General features: G+C 50.6%; 18 protein-coding genes. 12 read left to right on the top strand and 6 right to left on the bottom strand.

The window, feature by feature from the left end; translation table 11 throughout:
• Nucleotides 1–456: 456 nt before the first annotated feature.
• Both AC07U6_RS20175 and AC07U6_RS20170 read right to left on the bottom strand, forming a co-directional pair.
• Nucleotides 457–774: a VasL domain-containing protein gene (locus AC07U6_RS20175; protein WP_494764533.1), complete on the bottom strand. Its 318-nt coding sequence runs from the start codon at nt 772–774 to the stop codon at nt 457–459.
• A complete protein-coding gene (locus AC07U6_RS20170) occupies nt 775–1,083 on the bottom strand; it encodes a VasL domain-containing protein (protein ID WP_494763554.1) in 309 nt (102 codons plus the stop codon).
• Between the two features lie 368 nt (nt 1,084–1,451).
• Here AC07U6_RS20170 and AC07U6_RS20165 point away from each other — a divergent pair, with 368 nt between their 5' ends.
• The 7 genes from AC07U6_RS20165 to AC07U6_RS20135 all read left to right on the top strand — a co-directional run bounded on the left by AC07U6_RS20165 (nt 1,452) and on the right by AC07U6_RS20135 (nt 7,881).
• Nucleotides 1,452–2,165 (top strand): aminotransferase class III-fold pyridoxal phosphate-dependent enzyme, encoded by a 714-nt coding sequence (locus AC07U6_RS20165; protein ID WP_494763555.1) that lies wholly within the window; start codon nt 1,452–1,454, stop codon nt 2,163–2,165.
• Between the two features lie 24 nt (nt 2,166–2,189).
• Nucleotides 2,190–2,384 carry a winged helix-turn-helix domain-containing protein gene (locus tag AC07U6_RS20160; protein WP_494764834.1) on the top strand — a complete coding sequence of 65 codons (195 nt, stop codon included), beginning with the start codon at nt 2,190–2,192 and terminating at the stop codon, nt 2,382–2,384.
• 32 nt (nt 2,385–2,416) lie between these two features.
• Nucleotides 2,417–2,983 carry an RBBP9/YdeN family alpha/beta hydrolase gene (locus AC07U6_RS20155; RefSeq protein ID WP_494763556.1) on the top strand — a complete coding sequence of 189 codons (567 nt, stop codon included), beginning with the start codon at nt 2,417–2,419 and terminating at the stop codon, nt 2,981–2,983.
• Between the two features lie 278 nt (nt 2,984–3,261).
• Nucleotides 3,262–4,305, top strand: a complete 1,044-nt coding sequence (locus tag AC07U6_RS20150; protein WP_494763557.1) for a hypothetical protein — start codon at nt 3,262–3,264, stop codon at nt 4,303–4,305.
• Between the two features lie 191 nt (nt 4,306–4,496).
• Nucleotides 4,497–5,444, top strand: a complete 948-nt coding sequence (locus tag AC07U6_RS20145) for a BamA/TamA family outer membrane protein (RefSeq protein ID WP_494763558.1) — start codon at nt 4,497–4,499, stop codon at nt 5,442–5,444.
• 92 nt (nt 5,445–5,536) lie between these two features.
• Nucleotides 5,537–6,601, top strand: a complete 1,065-nt coding sequence (locus tag AC07U6_RS20140) for a DUF4056 domain-containing protein (protein ID WP_494764535.1) — start codon at nt 5,537–5,539, stop codon at nt 6,599–6,601.
• Between the two features lie 413 nt (nt 6,602–7,014).
• Nucleotides 7,015–7,881, top strand: a complete 867-nt coding sequence (locus AC07U6_RS20135) for a nucleoside-specific channel-forming protein Tsx (protein ID WP_105593146.1) — start codon at nt 7,015–7,017, stop codon at nt 7,879–7,881.
• 77 nt (nt 7,882–7,958) lie between these two features.
• Here AC07U6_RS20135 and AC07U6_RS20130 read toward each other — a convergent pair whose 3' ends face one another.
• Nucleotides 7,959–8,294 (bottom strand): DUF2002 family protein, encoded by a 336-nt coding sequence (locus tag AC07U6_RS20130; protein ID WP_105593145.1) that lies wholly within the window; start codon nt 8,292–8,294, stop codon nt 7,959–7,961.
• Nucleotides 8,295–8,443: 149 nt separating this feature from the next.
• On the opposite strand from AC07U6_RS20130, the gene AC07U6_RS20125 reads away from it, so the two are divergent.
• The 5 genes from AC07U6_RS20125 to nrdF all read left to right on the top strand — a co-directional run bounded on the left by AC07U6_RS20125 (nt 8,444) and on the right by nrdF (nt 12,867).
• Complete coding sequence (locus AC07U6_RS20125) at nt 8,444–8,767, top strand: DUF883 family protein (RefSeq protein WP_494763559.1); 324 nt, start codon at nt 8,444–8,446, stop codon at nt 8,765–8,767.
• Between the two features lie 267 nt (nt 8,768–9,034).
• Complete coding sequence (gene nrdH, locus AC07U6_RS20120) at nt 9,035–9,277, top strand: glutaredoxin-like protein NrdH (RefSeq protein WP_105593143.1); 243 nt, start codon at nt 9,035–9,037, stop codon at nt 9,275–9,277.
• Nucleotides 9,278–9,281: 4 nt separating this feature from the next.
• Nucleotides 9,282–9,692, top strand: coding sequence for a class Ib ribonucleoside-diphosphate reductase assembly flavoprotein NrdI (nrdI, locus tag AC07U6_RS20115; protein WP_494763560.1), 411 nt, complete (start codon nt 9,282–9,284; stop codon nt 9,690–9,692).
• The gene (nrdE, locus tag AC07U6_RS20110) at nt 9,665–11,815 is read left to right on the top strand and encodes a class 1b ribonucleoside-diphosphate reductase subunit alpha (RefSeq protein WP_494763561.1); all 2,151 of its coding nucleotides are present in this window, start codon (nt 9,665–9,667) and stop codon (nt 11,813–11,815) included. Before nrdI ends, nrdE begins: the two co-directional genes overlap by 28 nt.
• 92 nt (nt 11,816–11,907) lie before the next feature.
• The gene (gene nrdF / locus AC07U6_RS20105) at nt 11,908–12,867 is read left to right on the top strand and encodes a class 1b ribonucleoside-diphosphate reductase subunit beta (RefSeq protein ID WP_494763562.1); all 960 of its coding nucleotides are present in this window, start codon (nt 11,908–11,910) and stop codon (nt 12,865–12,867) included.
• 306 nt (nt 12,868–13,173) lie between these two features.
• On the opposite strand, the gene AC07U6_RS20100 is transcribed toward nrdF, so the two are convergent.
• The 3 genes from AC07U6_RS20100 to AC07U6_RS20090 form a co-directional block, all read right to left on the bottom strand.
• Complete coding sequence (locus tag AC07U6_RS20100; RefSeq protein ID WP_494763563.1) at nt 13,174–14,451, bottom strand: ABC1 kinase family protein; 1,278 nt, start codon at nt 14,449–14,451, stop codon at nt 13,174–13,176.
• Nucleotides 14,452–14,652: 201 nt separating this feature from the next.
• The gene (locus tag AC07U6_RS20095; RefSeq protein WP_494763564.1) at nt 14,653–15,690 is read right to left on the bottom strand and encodes a sulfite exporter TauE/SafE family protein; all 1,038 of its coding nucleotides are present in this window, start codon (nt 15,688–15,690) and stop codon (nt 14,653–14,655) included.
• A gap of 375 nt (nt 15,691–16,065) precedes the next feature.
• A complete protein-coding gene (locus AC07U6_RS20090; protein ID WP_494763565.1) occupies nt 16,066–16,476 on the bottom strand; it encodes a 3-hydroxyacyl-ACP dehydratase FabZ family protein in 411 nt (136 codons plus the stop codon).
• Between the last annotated feature and the right edge of the window lies 1 nt (nt 16,477).

The raw sequence follows: 16,477 nt of genomic DNA, 5'->3' as shown, positions 1-16,477 counted from the left end.
ACAATATTAACCGGATAACACAGTAGTTGCCCCATCAAAAATCATCCTAAAAAACCCATTAACGCCTGCTTCAGGATGATTAATTTACCGAAATATTATATTTAACTTGACTCGCAAATAGAAACACTTCTCTTCCACAAGATTTAAAAATCGTTCATTTGAATAAGGACATCGTGTGGTTCAGTTTTTGTGGGGCGTGAATGATATGCCTCCCTTCCCCCGTTTACAAGTCAGGCAAAAATACTTCTGCATAAATAGCAATATATCCATAAATATGCTATTGAGCGAAACGGTTAGAAACACCTGAGCAGAATTTTTAATTAACGCAAAAAAACACATTAGTAACAATTAAGATAAAACATCGAAAATCTCGTGAGAATTATCCCAATTCATCAGAGGATGAAATTGGGATAATCGTATTCGCCACAATGGATAACGGTTACTCCCCCTTTGCTTTCAGCTTAATCTGCCGCGCCTGGGACGCTTTTCCACTAAGTAAAACATCTCTTTTTTGCAACCGTTCGAGAGCCATCTCAACCTGCCTGTGCTGTAAATCCGGCGAATCCGCTTCATACTGGCGCAGCAGTTCCTCAACGGGCGGCGCGCGGTTAAAAGCCTGAGTGATGGCAAAACGTCTGATTTCAGTTGGCTGACTGTCATATATTTACCGCGCTTTTCATCCAGCCCGTTCAGCCGCTCGGCCAACTGCTGCAGCTTGAGCATTCCCTGATGCCAGTTGCTCAGCGCCGCCAGTGGTACAGCATTATTTTCCAGCTACTGCTGCCACGCCTGTTGCATCTGTAACACCGCAGGATTACCCGGCCACAGCGCCATGCCCTGAGTAATTAATTGCTGGCTATACTGCTCCGGCCAGCCCGGCGGCAGCGACATTAGCCACTTAAGCTGCTTCTGCATCTTATCCGTGTGGAGGTCCGCCTCCGGCAAGGCCTGCCGAAGTTCACTCAGCTGTTGTTCCGTCAGCCGCTCGGGCAATGGCGTCAACGAGGCGGAGAGCTGCTGATGTGCCGCAGAAGGCCGGATAAAACTGTGCCAGCCCCACAGCAGCAGCCCACCGATCAGCATTGCACTGCCCATCCCGGCGACAAACGCGCGCCGCGAACTGCGTCCGGGCAGCTTGCCAGCTGGGCGCAGGGCGATGGGTCTTGCCTGATTTATATGAATTTATGAATTTTTGTGTTCGAGCGGGACGATATACTTTTTCAATCGAGCACACAAGAGGGTTAACATAATGATTTTTAAACCAAAATAAATCAGCTTTGATTGTTATGGAACGCTTATTAATTTTGAAATGGGGCCGACCGCAAAAGTGCTTTTTTCCGAGCGCGTTGCACAACAGCAGATGCCGGCCTTTCTCGACAGCTTCCGCTTTTATCGTCTGGATGAGGTAAACCGCCATCGCCGATTTGCAGCGCCACGGTATTAAGCCCGCCATGCTGATTGTCGATTCGCTCTTCACCAGTGACGGGATTCTGCCGGGTCCGACAGGCTTTTTGAAAGGTGCCGTCGAGGCGATTAAACGCGCTGGCGGTCTGTTTATTGCCGACGAGGTGCAGCCTGGATTTGGGCGAACGGGTGAACATATGTGGGGATTCCAGCGCCACGGTGTCATTCCTGACATCGTTACCCTGGGCAAACCGATGGGCAACGGCCAGCCGATTGCCGGTCTGTTGGCCACTGCCGACGTGCTGGAAGAATTCGGCCAGCGCTCCCGATACTTCAATACCTTTGCGGGCAATACCGTCTCCTGCGCGGCGGCTTTAGCCGTATTGCAGACTATCGAACGCAAGGGGCTGATCGATCATGCCCGCAATGTAGGCAAGGTTCTGCTCGATGGCATTATCGAACTTCAGGCGCAGCATCAGGCGATTGCCGACGTACGGGGCGCCGGTCTTTTCGTCGGCGTGGAGCTGGTATCCGATCGCCTTGAGCGCACCCCGGATCGCTGGCTGACCAGCCAGGTGGTAAACCGGATGCGCCAGCAGGGAATATTACTGAGCGCCTGCGCGAAGGGGCACAACGTGCTTAAAATCCGCCCGCCGCTGATCCTGAGCGAGGAGCAGGCGGCCATGGTCATCAGGGCACTTGACCAGGCGCTGACGGAAGCCGCTGCCGCTCGCACCGGGCAGTTAAATCCTGTGGTATAGTCCTTTTATGTCAATTCAAAATCTCTGGGCCTCGCCGATCTCAGAATACTCGAGCATCTTCAACGCGAGGGACGCTGTTCGAACCTGGAGCTGGCTGAGGCGATAAGCCTCAGCCCCGGCCTGTGTTTAACGCGGACCAAACGGCTGGAACAGAGCGGCGATTGCGAAGGGTGGATTGAGTTGGAAGTGAGATCGGTACGTTATCTCGCTATGCTGTAGAGCGAATTCCGCCGTTCAGGAGCAAAAAGCTAATGGCATCACCCCGCTTATTTATTATTCACGGTTACACGGCAGGCCCCCACCACCACTGGTTTGACTGGCTAAAATCTGAAGCGGAAGCGCTGGGCATGGTGGTTACCGTCCCGGCGCTACCGAATTCACAACATCCCGAGGATAAAGCATGGCAGGCCGCGCTGGCTGAATGTGTCGGCGAGGTGGATAACCAAACCTGGTTCGTGGGCCACAGCCTGGGCTGCATTACTGCCCTGCGCTACCTGAACCACCAGCCCGTCGGGCAGGATGCCGCAGGGGTGATTATGGTGGCAGGCTTCAGCGAAAATGTCCCACCGCTGCCGGAGCTGGATACCTTCATGTCCGCGCCGTTTGATGCTACCAGTATCGTACAGCGTTTGCCGCATCGCGCCGTTATCGCCTCGCTAAACGACGATATCGTACCGCCTGCGCTATCACTACGCTTGAGCCAGCAGCTGAACGCGCCGTTCTACGCGCTGCCGGACTACGGGCATTTTCTCAGCCGTCACGGTATTACCGAACTACCTTTGGTTCTACAGCTGTTGCGTCAGTTTATTACTGCCTGAATTTAATATATGCTGGGATAGCGACACGTTTAGTTATCCCAGCACAGTCAGATGTAACTGATTATAAAATCAATGCAAAACTCTATTTTCCGCATTATCAAATAAAAAATTAAGATTAAACCTAATCACTTAGAATTAAAAATTTAAAAAACCACCATTAATTTTTATTTACCATTAAAATCATAAAATTATAATATGCAGCACTTTCTGGTTTAATAAAACACGCCCCTACAATTAAGATATGCGTCTTTACGTATAGCCTGACATGGAATGGAATAATGAGAAAGGTTTACTGCAGGGAAGCATTTACGCTTTGCGGTGTTTTGTTATGCATGGTACCGGCACTGACGGTGCAGGCAGCGATTCCCAATATGCAAAAACAAGCACCTTCTTACGATTATCACAGCGACCCGCTTGATCCCTCTGCGGCATCTATTACTCCCAAAGAGAAATCGCCGGATCTCTTCGGTGAAACGACGGGGCCTTTGCCATTTTTTGGCAAGGAAGCCAGAGAACGCGGCTACGATTTGCCAGATCCTTATGGTATTGGCTATACCCATATGGATATCCATCAGAATATTAAAGTTAAAAGTATTAATTTTTCCAACTTGAAATTTCCCGTTCCAGGAATAGGCTCTATCCCTGTCGATAATATGTTTAATATTCTCGTCGGCCACACCAGGGAAAAAAGTAAAACGGATACCGCAAGACTGGATACCTGGTTATTTCCGTTTATGAACGTCTACGGGATTGTCGGGCATACCCGAGGGCGTTCGGTTTCCAATATTAGTGCCTGTATAACAGGAAGCGGATGTCTACCCGGGCTTAAAAACATTGATTTTACGCTGAAATTTAAAGGCACCACCTGGGGTGGTGGCACAACGCTGGCCTACGGCTATCACGACTGGTTCGGTACGATGGATTTCAACTATACCGAAACGCACTTCGACGTACTGGACGGTAATATCTCCGCCTTTACCTTCACGCCACGCGTTGGTTACCGCTTTACTGTTCCTGGCGCCGAGCGCTTTTCCATTCCTGTCACCCATGCCAGTCTGTGGGTTGGCACCATGTATCAGGATGTCGATCAGGACTTCAAAGGGAATATCAGCGATCTGCATATGCCTGCCGGGCTGAGTACACTGGTCAATATGGTCAACAGAGACGACCAGGGGCGTTTCCGGGTGAAACAGCATCTTAAATCACCATGGAATATTCTGGTCGGCGGTCAGTATGAGCTGACCCGTAACTTCAATATCACCTCGGAAGTCGGCTTTTCCAACCGTAACAGCTTTATGGTCGGCGGAGAGTTTCGCTTCTAGACATGTGGTTAAAGATAATACTTCTCTGTGGCCTGATAACTATTTCCCCTCTGGGTCAGGCCACCGTAATTCCCGACAGGCAAACCATCGATCATTTTCTGAACAAGTTAGGGGCAGACCGTAAAGCCGACATAAATAAGACGATTGACTGGGGAGTTGTCCCCGGGCCTTTCTACACGCCAGAACTTGGAGTGGGTGTTGGCGTTGCCGCGGTTGGGCTTTACCGCCCCGATGAATATCAGCACCATACGCCGCTCTCTTCCCTCTCTTTCACCGGATTTGCCAGCTCAACCGGGGCTTTTGGTGTGGGCTATGAAAACTACACGTTTTTAGATGATGATAGCTGGCGTTTTTACCTGTCTGGCGATCTCAGTCGCAGACCGCTGCACTACTGGGGAGAAGGATACCGTGCCGGGCGAAAACAGCGTGGCAAGCAGTCCTACGACTCAACAAAATTGAGCGGCGTGCCACGCATACTCTATCAGTTGGCTAACCATACCTACGCCGGTGTTGGCTGGTCGTTCTCCTATGAAGGCGCTTCATCGCTACAGCATAAAACCAACGGCAGTTTCTATCATCAGAATGAGTCACGCCATATCTTCAGCTCAGGAGCCAGCATGCTGTTTAGCTATGACTCCCGCGATTTTGTAGCGAATCCGTCGCGCGGTCAGGTACTGAACCTGTCATGGACCCGATACAGCCCGGCGATAGCCAGCGATAATCGTTTTGATGCTTTAGACGCGCAGTACAACCTTTATCATGCCATAAATGACACCAATCTTCTGGCCTGGGAGGTCTACAGTCGTTTTACCAGCGGACACGTCCCCTGGACTATGCAGTCGCTGCTGGGGGACAGCCATCATCTGCGCGGCTACTACGAAGGGCGATATCGCAATCGTAATATGCTGACCAGCCAGCTGGAATGGCGCAAAAAACTCAGCTGGCGCCACGGCGTAGTGGCATGGCTGGGTGCCGGTAGTATGTCGGACAAACCGAGTGAGGTTCTTGACGGGCACTGGCTGCCGTCTGTCGGGGCCGGATACCGCTTTGAGTTTAAGAAAAATATGAACATCCGCCTTGATTATGGCCTTGGCCAACACAGTTCAGGTTTTTACTTCCAGGTTGGGGAGGCGTTTTGATCTTCCGTTTAATCGGCCGGTTGGTGTTGCTTGTACCATTCATTTTCTTCGCCAACAGCAAGGCTCAGCAACCTGATTACCCGATAATCCCCATGGCCGATCTCAGCCTTCCGGCAGGTCAGTCACCCCAGGTATGGTTGTTGACGCGGCCACTGCCGCAGCCGAACGGCCTGAGGCCATGTTGTGCTTTCGGCTATAGCCTTAAAGCTAAACTATTTGGCATACCGGTACCGTGGTATCAAGTGGATAACGTGGTTGCTCCAACAGACACAGGGAAACACCACTTCAATCCAGGCATGTTGGACATGCTGAGCACGCTGAGCGGTCTGAACAGCGAACACAACGGCCTGGTCTACACGCGTCGGGGTGGCTTCATCGATCTGGCGCATCTGCGTGACAGCGCTGATAACACGCTGTGGTTGTTCAGTCATATCTGGCCCCGCATGGGCCAGGCAACAACGCTGAAACTTGGCGACGAGTTGGGCCAGCGCGAAATCCACCTGTTTTCCTACTTCCCTCCAGCCAGTGCCACTGAACGTTACAGGCTGGCGGTATTTCTGGCAGCGCATCTGGCATTCGAACTTGCCGCATGGCATGAGGTGGCACAGTGGTATGGGTTTGAATCAGTAAAGGGATTTTCCGAAGGCGTTTCGGCTTTTTCTCCGGAAGATCTCTATTCCAATCTGCTCGGAACCCGCATGGCGATCGATTTACTCAATGCGGGAGGTGGCGCTTCACTATCCCGCTATCAGCGAGCCATGCGAACAATGATCCCGCAGGCGCTGGACCAGCTTGAGGCAGAGTCTCCCGCCGGGACGCGCTTCCACTTCGATATGCTCGATCGTCTGTGGTGGAACAGCGCCTGTCGCCTGCCGGATAAATTTCTGCTGCGCTACCGTAACTATGATGTAAGCGAACGGCGGCTGCCTTCACGTGCACCGGAGAGTGTTCCCCCGCTCTGGCTGACGTTGCCCGACCGCTTTAATGGCATTGAACTTTCCCACTTTGGACGCCTGGAAATACGACCCGGGCGCTCAATGGCTCGTCTGCCTGTACCGGTTTCACGCTACCAGTTTTCTGATTTTCCCGCACTGGCCCGGCAGGCAAAAAAAGCCGATTTGCAGCATCTGGCCAACTTACATTACCGCTGCAACTGAGCAAAAAAACACCTTCCACGCTGTAAAGCCATAATCAAAAGTTATATTTCATTTCACTTTTTAACCTCAGCACATCAGACTTTTTTTCTACCAGCGCTCTCCTTTTCTAAAACTCGCTGCAGGCAAACGTTTAACCGCTCATTTAATCAGCGAATTAGCACTAAAACGGAAAGTTCCCTAATTCCACACGCTTTTATGTGACACTCATCACACTTTAACTGACTTGAAATGAAACAGAATTTGACAAGTGTGAGCAATCTCTATTTCCTAATGGCCGGATAACGGCACACTGCCGCAACATTACTGATGGGGATTTTCGTCATTTGCGGCGGGACCCGTTTTGAAGGCTTTACTAACCCAACCTGACCCTCGCGCTGGCAGCTGAGGATGGTCTCTGAGCATGTGGTACTATAATGAAATATAAAATTATGATGGCTGGTGCGCTGGCAGCGTTGTCTTATACCAACGTCTCTTTCGCTGATTCAAGCAGCCCTGAATACGTTTCCGACTGGTGGCACCAGAGTGTTAACGTTGTTGGAAGCTACCACACCCGTTTCGGACCGCAGCTGAACAACGACGTTTACCTGGAATATGAAGCCTTCGCGAAAAAAGACTGGTTTGATTTCTACGGCTACATCGATGTGCCTAAATTCTTCGGCGTGGGCAACGGCAACGATAAAGGTGCATGGGACAACGGTTCTCCATTTTTTATGGAAATTGAGCCGCGCTTCTCTATCGATAAGCTGACCGGCGTTAACCTGGGCTTTGGTCCATTCAAAGAGTGGTATTTCGCTAACAACTATATCTACGATATGGGTGACAACCGCGCCAATCGCCAGAATACCTGGTACATGGGCCTGGGTACCGATATCGATACGCATTCAGATGTTGGCCTGTCGCTGAACGTTTACGCAAAATATCAGTGGGCGAACTACGGCGCCGCGAATGAAAATGAGTGGGATGGCTATCGCTTCAAGGTGAAATACTTTGTGCCGATCACCAGTCTGTGGGGCGGCAACCTGAGCTATATCGGTTTCACCAACTTTGACTGGGGTTCAGATCTGGGCGACAACTCCGCGCCTGCGCGTACCAGCAACTCCATCGCCTCCAGCCATATTCTGTCACTGGGTTACGATCACTGGCACTACTCGTTCGTGGCGCGTTACTTCCACAACGGCGGCCAGTGGAACGATGGCACCGAGCTGAACTTCGGCAACGGACCGTTCCACGTTAAATCCAACGGCTTTGGCTACTACCTGGTTGTCGGTTACAACTTCTGATTGTGACAAATCGAACTGAATTCTGAATGCGCCTGCGGGCGCATTTTTTTGCGCGATTTCAGCATCCGACGGGGAAATTAGTCAAACATCCGTTCCAGATAGCGCTCGAGTGCGGCGCGCGAGCTGAAGCCGTAGGGTATGCCATAATGATCGTTTGTGTCGCCCACCAGGTACATCGGGAAGCGGACGTAATGTTCGCAGGTTTTTATATCAGATGCCGGTACCGCAATCGCCTGGCTTTTCTCTTTCAGTGTCGGATGGATAACCAGCGCCGTACGACCTAAACGCGCCTCACGATTAACATAGACGTAGTTTTCACCCCGACTGTAACCGTAACTTTTGGCAGTGACCGTATCCATCTCAAATCCCGCCTTTTCCAGTACGCGAGCTACCTCATCAGGTCGTAAATACATGCTTTTTCCTCTGTGTCTGCAAACCCCGCAACCTTACCTCAGGCCACATAGCCAGTGCTTTCGGAATAATCCAAAACGCAGGTTTTCAGCGTTGCCGATTTTTAGCCTGTCCTATACTTAATAGTACATTTCAGAATTAGGGAGCGAAAATGTTCAACCGGACTGCGAAAAATAACGATATTGATCTGAGTGAAGATGTATCACTGCTGGCAGATACCCTTGATGACCTGCTGAAATCCTACGGCAGTAAAGCAAAGGATGACGTGGAAGGTGCTAAAAGCCGTGCTGAAACACTGCTAAAAGAGACCCGGGCCAAACTGCAGGGCCACAATCGGGTGACTCAGACTGCAAGGGATGCTGGCGCTCAGGTGAACACTTATGTACGCGATAAACCCTGGCACGGCGTGGGGATCGGTACCGCTGTCGGTGTACTGATCGGCGCATTAATCGCCACCAGCACAACCCGCCGTTAGTACCGTTTATTTTTTGAACAAATGCTCGCAGATCATAGTGCGGGCATTATTTTTATCTGCGCAAAACCTTGTGCCATAAGGCTTGTGAGCATCCTGGCTAAATAAATACGCTTTTCCTATATCTTGTGTGGTTGCTTTTTATGGCCACTATATCTAGTATTCACTTCATCAAGACCACGCAACATGGTGTGGCAGTGGCGGCGCGACTCGGGCAGTAATTTCCGCGCCAGATACTTAGTTAATCAGCCCGCAAGGTGAATACGAATCATGCGCATTATTATTTACACTAAAAATAATTGTGTCCAGTGCAACGCGACAAAAAATGCGATGGATAAGAAAGGGATCGACTATCAGCTGATCAACCTCGATAGCGAACCCGCTCACGTAGAAACTCTTAAATCCCTTGGTTATCGCCAGGTCCCGGTCGTCATGGCCGAGCAGGATCACTGGAGCGGCTTCCGCCCTGATAAGATTCAGGCACTGAGCCATCTGGCAGCCGTCCGGGGTTAAGGCGATGACTATGCTGGTCTATTTCTCCAGCCAGTCGGAAAACACCCATCGCTTCATCACCCGCTTAAACCTGCCGGCGCGACGTATTCCGTTAGACAGCGCTCAGCGCCTGCAGGTAGACCAGCCTTATATACTGATAGTGCCCAGCTACGGCGGCGGCACCAGTCATGGTGCGGTGCCTAAGCAGGTGATTCAATTTCTTAATGATACCAATAATCGTCAGCTTATCCGCGGCGTGATTGCTGCTGGAAACCGTAACTTCGGTGAGGCCTACTGCCTCGCTGGCGACATTATTGCGCGTAAATGTCAGGTGCCCTACCTCTATCGCTTTGAGCTGATGGGTACCGCAGACGATATCGCTAACGTTTACAAGGGAGTAACCGAATTTTGGCAACGACAGACAGCACCCTCATAGAGGCCGCAGCGGCCGCCCCTGATTATCACGCGCTCAATGCGATGCTGAATCTGTATGATGCCGCAGGCAACATCCAGTTTGAGAAAGATCGCGAAGCCACGCGTCAGTATTTTATTCAGCACGTTATTCCCAATAGCGTGCAGTTCGCCTCGGTGGCCGAGCGTTTACAGTATCTGGTCGCTGAAGGTTACTACGAAGCCGACGTGCTCAATGCCTATCCGTTCGATTTCGTCTGCGCGCTGTTCGAGCAGGCTTATTCGCGCCGCTTCCGCTTCCAGACTTTCCTGGGTGCCTGGAAGTTCTATACCAGCTACACGCTGAAAACCTTCGACGGTAAGCGCTACCTTGAGGGCTTTACCGAGCGCGTGTGCATGGTGGCGCTGACCCTGGCTCAGGGTGACCAGGCGCTGGCGCTGGCGCTGAGCGATGAAATTCTCGCCGGACGCTTCCAGCCCGCCACGCCAACCTTCCTGAACTGCGGCAAGCAGCAGCGCGGCGAGCTGGTTTCCTGCTTCCTGCTGCGTATTGAAGACAATATGGAGTCGATTGGCCGTGCGGTAAACTCGGCGCTCCAGCTCTCCAAGCGCGGCGGTGGCGTGGCGTTCCTGCTCTCCAACCTGCGTGAGTCCGGTGCGCCGATTAAGCGCATCGAAAACCAGTCATCCGGGGTGATCCCGGTGATGAAGATGCTGGAAGATGCCTTCTCCTACGCCAATCAGCTGGGCGCACGCCAGGGTGCCGGTGCCGTATATCTGAACGCCCATCACCCGGATATTCTGCGTTTTCTGGACACCAAGCGCGAAAACGCCGATGAAAAAATCCGTATCAAAACACTTTCGCTCGGCGTAGTGATTCCGGATGTGACCTTCCAACTGGCGAAAGACAATCAGCCAATGGCGCTGTTCTCCCCGTATGACGTCGAGCGTATCTACGGACTGCCATTTGCCGATATCAGCATCAGCGAGAAATATGACGAAATGCTGGCCGACGAGCGCATTCGTCGTACCTTTATCAATCCGCGCGAATTCTTCCAGACGCTGGCTGAAATTCAGTTTGAGTCCGGCTACCCGTACATCATGTTTGAAGATACGGTCAACCGCGCCAACCCGATTCACGGCCGCATAAATATGAGCAACCTGTGCTCGGAGATCCTGCAGGTCAATACGCCGACCGAATACAACGACGATCTCAGCTATCGCCGCATCGGTAAGGATATTTCCTGCAACCTGGGCTCGCTGAATATTGCCCATGCGATGGACTCAGAGGACTTCGCGCGTACGGTAGAAATCGCCGTGCGCGGCCTGACGGCGGTTTCCGATCAGAGCCACATCGGCTCGGTGCCTTCCGTTGAGCAGGGGAATGCACTGTCACACGCTATCGGCCTGGGACAGATGAACCTGCACGGCTATCTGGCGCGTGAGCGCATTCAGTACGGCAGTGAAGAAGGGCTGGATTTTACTAATATCTACTTCTATACCATCACCTATCACGCGCTGCGCACGTCGAACCTGCTGGCGCGCGAGCGCGGTACCACCTTCAGCGGTTTTAGTGATTCACGCTATGCCAGCGGTGAGTATTTCAACCAGTACGTTGAGCAGAGCTGGCTGCCGCGCACCGCACGCGTCGCGGCCCTGTTTGCCGATGCCGGTATAGAAATCCCAACCCGCGAACAGTGGCAGACGCTGAAAGCCGCGGTGATGAAGGACGGCCTGTATAACCAGAACCTGCAGGCTATCCCGCCAACCGGTTCGATCTCCTATATCAACCATGCAACGTCGAGTATTCACCCGATTGTGTCGCGAATTGAGATTCGTAAAGAGGGTAAAACCGGGCGCGTATACTATCCGGCACCGTTTATGAACAACGATAATCAGGACTACTACCGCGACGCGTATGACATCGGGCCGGAAGCGATTATCGATACCTACGCCGAAGCCACGCGCCATGTCGATCAGGGCCTGTCACTGACCCTGTTCTTCCGCGATACCGCGACGACTCGCGATATCAACAAAGCGCAGATTTACGCGTGGAAGAAAGGCATCAAGACGCTCTACTACATCCGTCTGCGCCAGATGGCATTGCAGGGAACCGAAGTCGAAGGCTGCGTCTCCTGCTCGCTGTAACAACACATTAAATCGCGGGCCGGCGCACCTCCGGCCCGTCTAACATTTATTCGCGACCGGTCGGTGCCGGGATCGGAACTAAAGATATCACTATGAAACTGAAGAAAGTTCACGCTATTAACTGGAATAAAATCGAAGACGAAAAGGATTTGGAAGTGTGGAACCGCCTGACCAGTAACTTCTGGCTGCCGGAAAAGGTTCCGTTGTCGAACGATATTCCGGCGTGGAACGGCCTTAATGCCGATGAACAACAGCTGACCATCCGCGTGTTCACCGGCCTGACGCTGCTGGATACCATTCAGAATACCCTGGGCGCACCGGCGCTGATGGCCGACGCGCTGACCCCGCATGAAGAAGCGGTGATGTCGAACATCAGCTTTATGGAAGCGGTGCATGCCCGCTCCTACAGCTCGATCTTCTCAACCCTGTGCCACACCAGCGATGTGGATGCCGCCTATGCATGGAGCGAGGAAAATGAACCGCTACAGCGCAAGGCCGACATCATCCTGCAGCACTACTATGAAAATGACCCGCTGAAAAAGAAAATTGCCAGCGTGTTTCTGGAATCATTCCTGTTCTATTCCGGTTTTTATCTGCCAATGTACTGGTCCAGCCGCGGTAAGTTGACCAACACCGCCGACCTTATCCGCCTGATTATTAAAGATGAAGCGGTACACGGCTACTACATTGGTTACAAGTACCAAAAAGCGCTGGAAACTCAGAGCGACGAGCGTAAAGAAGAGCTGCAGCAGTTCGCCGTTGGCCTGCTGCTGGAACTGTATGAGAACGAAGTGGAGTATACCGATGCGCTGTATCAGGGCGTCGGCTGGCAGGAAGATGTGAAGAAATTCCTGCACTACAATGCCAACAAGGCGCTGATGAACCTCGGCTATGAGGCACTGTTCCCGGCAGAAATGACCGACGTGAATCCGGCGATCCTCTCCGCGCTGTCACCTAACGCGGATGAAAACCACGACTTCTTCTCGGGCTCTGGCTCCTCTTACGTCATGGGCAAAGCCGTCGATACCGAAGACGAAGACTGGGATTTTTAATTGGTTCGGGGGGATTCTTGTTGGCCCCCCACTTATTATAATTACTCGCGAAATTAGTAATTAAAATCAGCCAATCGGCTGATTTTTTGCTTTCAATAATGGCCTGTAGACACTGCCTGATTAGCCTTATATTCATCTCTGACGGGTTAATATTTCAGCAATACAGGGATATTTTTTAGCTATATATTGATTTTTTTACTCCAGCTCAATTCTGTGCAATCCATCATCAGCCCTGACATTTTCAGATGTAATCCCCCCAAAATATTCACCTGTGTCGGTAAAAAAGCCTCAAAATAGCCAAATAAATTACAACCCAACTTCTAACAGAAAGTTACGAGCCTCTGTTTGAAAATCAAGCGATGGCGATAACTGCTTAACGATTCCCTCAAAAACGACCAGTGCTAAAATTACGGTAACAAAATCGGTAGATCCACGCAGCCCGTTGCGCCGAAACAACTCAAAGAGTTCTTTGGCGAAGTGAGCCACCTCGAATTGTTCTGCGCTCTTACCTGAATTTGCGTTGACGAGTTCGCACATCTCTTTTTCGAAGCAGTTCCAATCGAAGATCCTGGTACGCCAGGTAGATGTTGAGAGAGCTATTTTCGCGCACTCGCTTCCATTGTTTGTTGCAATAGACAAGAAGAATCGAGTGAACTCAGACTGTCTTTTGGGATCCAGGTGAACGACTAATCCACAGTCGAGCAATACGAGTTCTTCATCATTCTTGAACCTGACGTTGCCTGGATGCAGGTCACCGTGGACGAATCCGTCGACAAAAATCATTTGGAAAAGTGCTCGGAGGCAAGTATTGGCGAGTTCACCTGTGCATCCCACTTTCTTAGCCATTTGCTCGACTCTTTGCAGACCGTCGAGATACTCCATTGTCAGCATTCGGTCGTTTGAGAGCTCACTGTGTATCCGGGGTAACTGTACGTGGGGCGATTTGCAAAAATTCTCTCTGAATTTTCTATAGTTGCAAGCCTCGGCAGACAAATTAAGCTGACAAATCAGAATATGGCGTACTTCCTCTACCATTGGAGCCATTGGTATTAACCTCATCCGCGGCACCAAACTTAGTATTTTAGCCGTTACCGAAAAGAGTACCATGTCACAAAGCATCCGCCATCGCACTCCCGGTCGCACGATCTTAACCGCGACTACGGAGCCATCTAACAGTTCCGCCCGATAAACATGGGCTACGCTACCAGCTGCAATAGGTTCTTCTTCGAAGTGTCCGAAGACACTGTTTAGCTCTCGGCCAAGGAACTGTGCTATTAGACGCTTTACTTGCGCGGGCTTTCTGGACTCTACTTGTTCTTGCAGGTCGGCTAACTGAGATGAGATTTCTGGCGACACTAAGTCCGGTCTGGAACTGAGGATTTGGCCAAGCTTGATGAAAGTCGGCCCGAGAGCCTGCAGTGCTTCACGCAGAGTATTGCCTTGTGAAACAAAATAAGCATTTCTTGAGTTGAACCGCCTCAAAGACCAATTAAAGGACATTTTCAGGGCGTAGGCTGAGACAACAAAGCATATTTCCGTTATACGCACTGGCAGAAGAATGACGAGTTTGGCAGAGTTGCGCAAGCGGCCAACCTGGTTCGTCGAATGCGTTCCTGAACATCCTTTGCAGTTCTTAGGCGTTTTTGATTCGCTTCGCATCGCTCTCACATTTTAAACAAATTTAGTTGGTGCCTCTTCCCAGAGTGTGTTGATCTTCACTTCTCAATCAACCCACATTAGTAGTCACATAATACTAAAAAAGGCTTCGTTGAATAAAAATCAAAGTTAACCAGCAGAATAGTTCCTGTCGGTTCCCTGATTTTCTTGTGGGTCTGGTTGCCCCATCCCGACATGTTTTAAGCGTCGATTGCCGAAATGAATTGCCGTCCAAAAACAAAGCAATCCGGCAATAATTACCGAACCGCTAAAGAGCACGAGTCTCATATCCATAGGTAGTATTATCAAGGCACCAATATATTGAGATACAATAGAAGCATACAGTATTCTCACAATAAACTTACGTGACTTATTGCGAATAAACCAGGCTCCTAGTGGTGCCCCAATCACCACAATCGGGATGCATACCAGCCAATAATCCCATGCGGCTTCGGCAACACCTGAGCTAACTCCCTCCATCCAGAGAAATGCACAGACTGAATTGATCGCCATCAATACTACTGAGGTAGGGGTGGCCACGCTTTCGCAGGTACGGTAAAACAGCACCAGCAGCGAAAAAGTGATGAGATCCAAGCCACTGCCAGTGATCCCGCTTACCGTTCCGCCAATAAAACCAACAGCAAGCAGCCTAATAATATCTGAATTTGTTGCCGGCCCCATATCCCTCACAACCTGGCGATCCGCATGTCGATTGGTCCAGAATAGAACACAGCCAAACGACAGCCAGAGGCTGGTGAAGAAAAGTTTAACGAGTGAGGGTGGCATCATTGGCTGCATAACTTCGATGCCGAAGATTACTCCACAAACTCCACCCAGTGATGCTAGCACTATCGCCCGCCAGACAATTGGTATTCTCAGCATGATGATCGCCATAGACGCGGATACCATGCCAACAGACTGAATCATCAATGAAAAATCACGAGCGGTGCTGGGGGGTATATCAAAAATCAGGACCATCACCGGAAAGGCAACGGCTCCCCCCCCCTCACTGGTTGCTCCGGCAATGAATGAACCCAATGCCATGGTCACACTCATAAACCAGTTTTCTTGTAATAGATACCAGGTATCGGCGTATGTCATATACGCTCCCCAGGTTGCCCAGATAAATAGTGCCCAATAGATGGGGAAAAATCGTTTATTCAACATTTTTCAGCTCTCCATATTACTGATATATAAAATTTAAACACCACTACACCCACCAATTGATAACTGCACACCATAAAAAAGCAGGGACGCTAAACTGTGCTAGTTTCCCGATAATTTACTGGGTAGTGTCGCCACCGCTCGGTATTTTTTAATTTAAAAAAACATTTTCAGCCACGTAAGGGTATCGACATAAATACCAATCCGCGGCCTTATTACCCAACTTACTCTGGCTTCAACTTGGTTTATTAGCAGTGACATCGTTAATCTCAACTGCGTCACTCTCTATTTCAAATAGTTTGAAATAGTCTGCCCAAAATCCCTTTGTTCGACCAAAGGCTGAATATCTCAAGACGATACTCAAGTGGCCCTGGATTTCTAAACAACGACAAAGGAGATTTCTCCACGGCATATTGTTTGTTTTCCTACCTTTGCTGTTCCTCGTGCTTTTCCATACCTGCTTCCTAAGCTAATAATCTCGACCGATAGGTAAACCGTACTGTCGACAGAGTAAGGATGGAGATACTCAACATTTTCAAGGCCTACCAGAAACGGTGTGCGACCTCGGTAGCGTTCAAAAGCAAAAACTGCACAAGCACCAAGCTGTGCAAGAGCTTCCATTGGCAAAATTGGCAACATATCGGTGGAACTTGGGTGTGACCTGAGCCAACAGTTACGTGAAGGTTGCCATTCGCCAGTTGCGCTAACACCGGGTTCCAACGACGAGATGTTATGTATAAACAACATCTCGCCCCTGTGCGGGATGAGTTCTGTCGCGTCGTAGTTCATG

Source organism: Erwinia sp. GW821-FHT03D09 (assembly GCF_059420805.1).
Note: the sequence above shows the minus strand (reverse complement) of the source record. Positions and strands in the feature narration are given on the sequence as shown.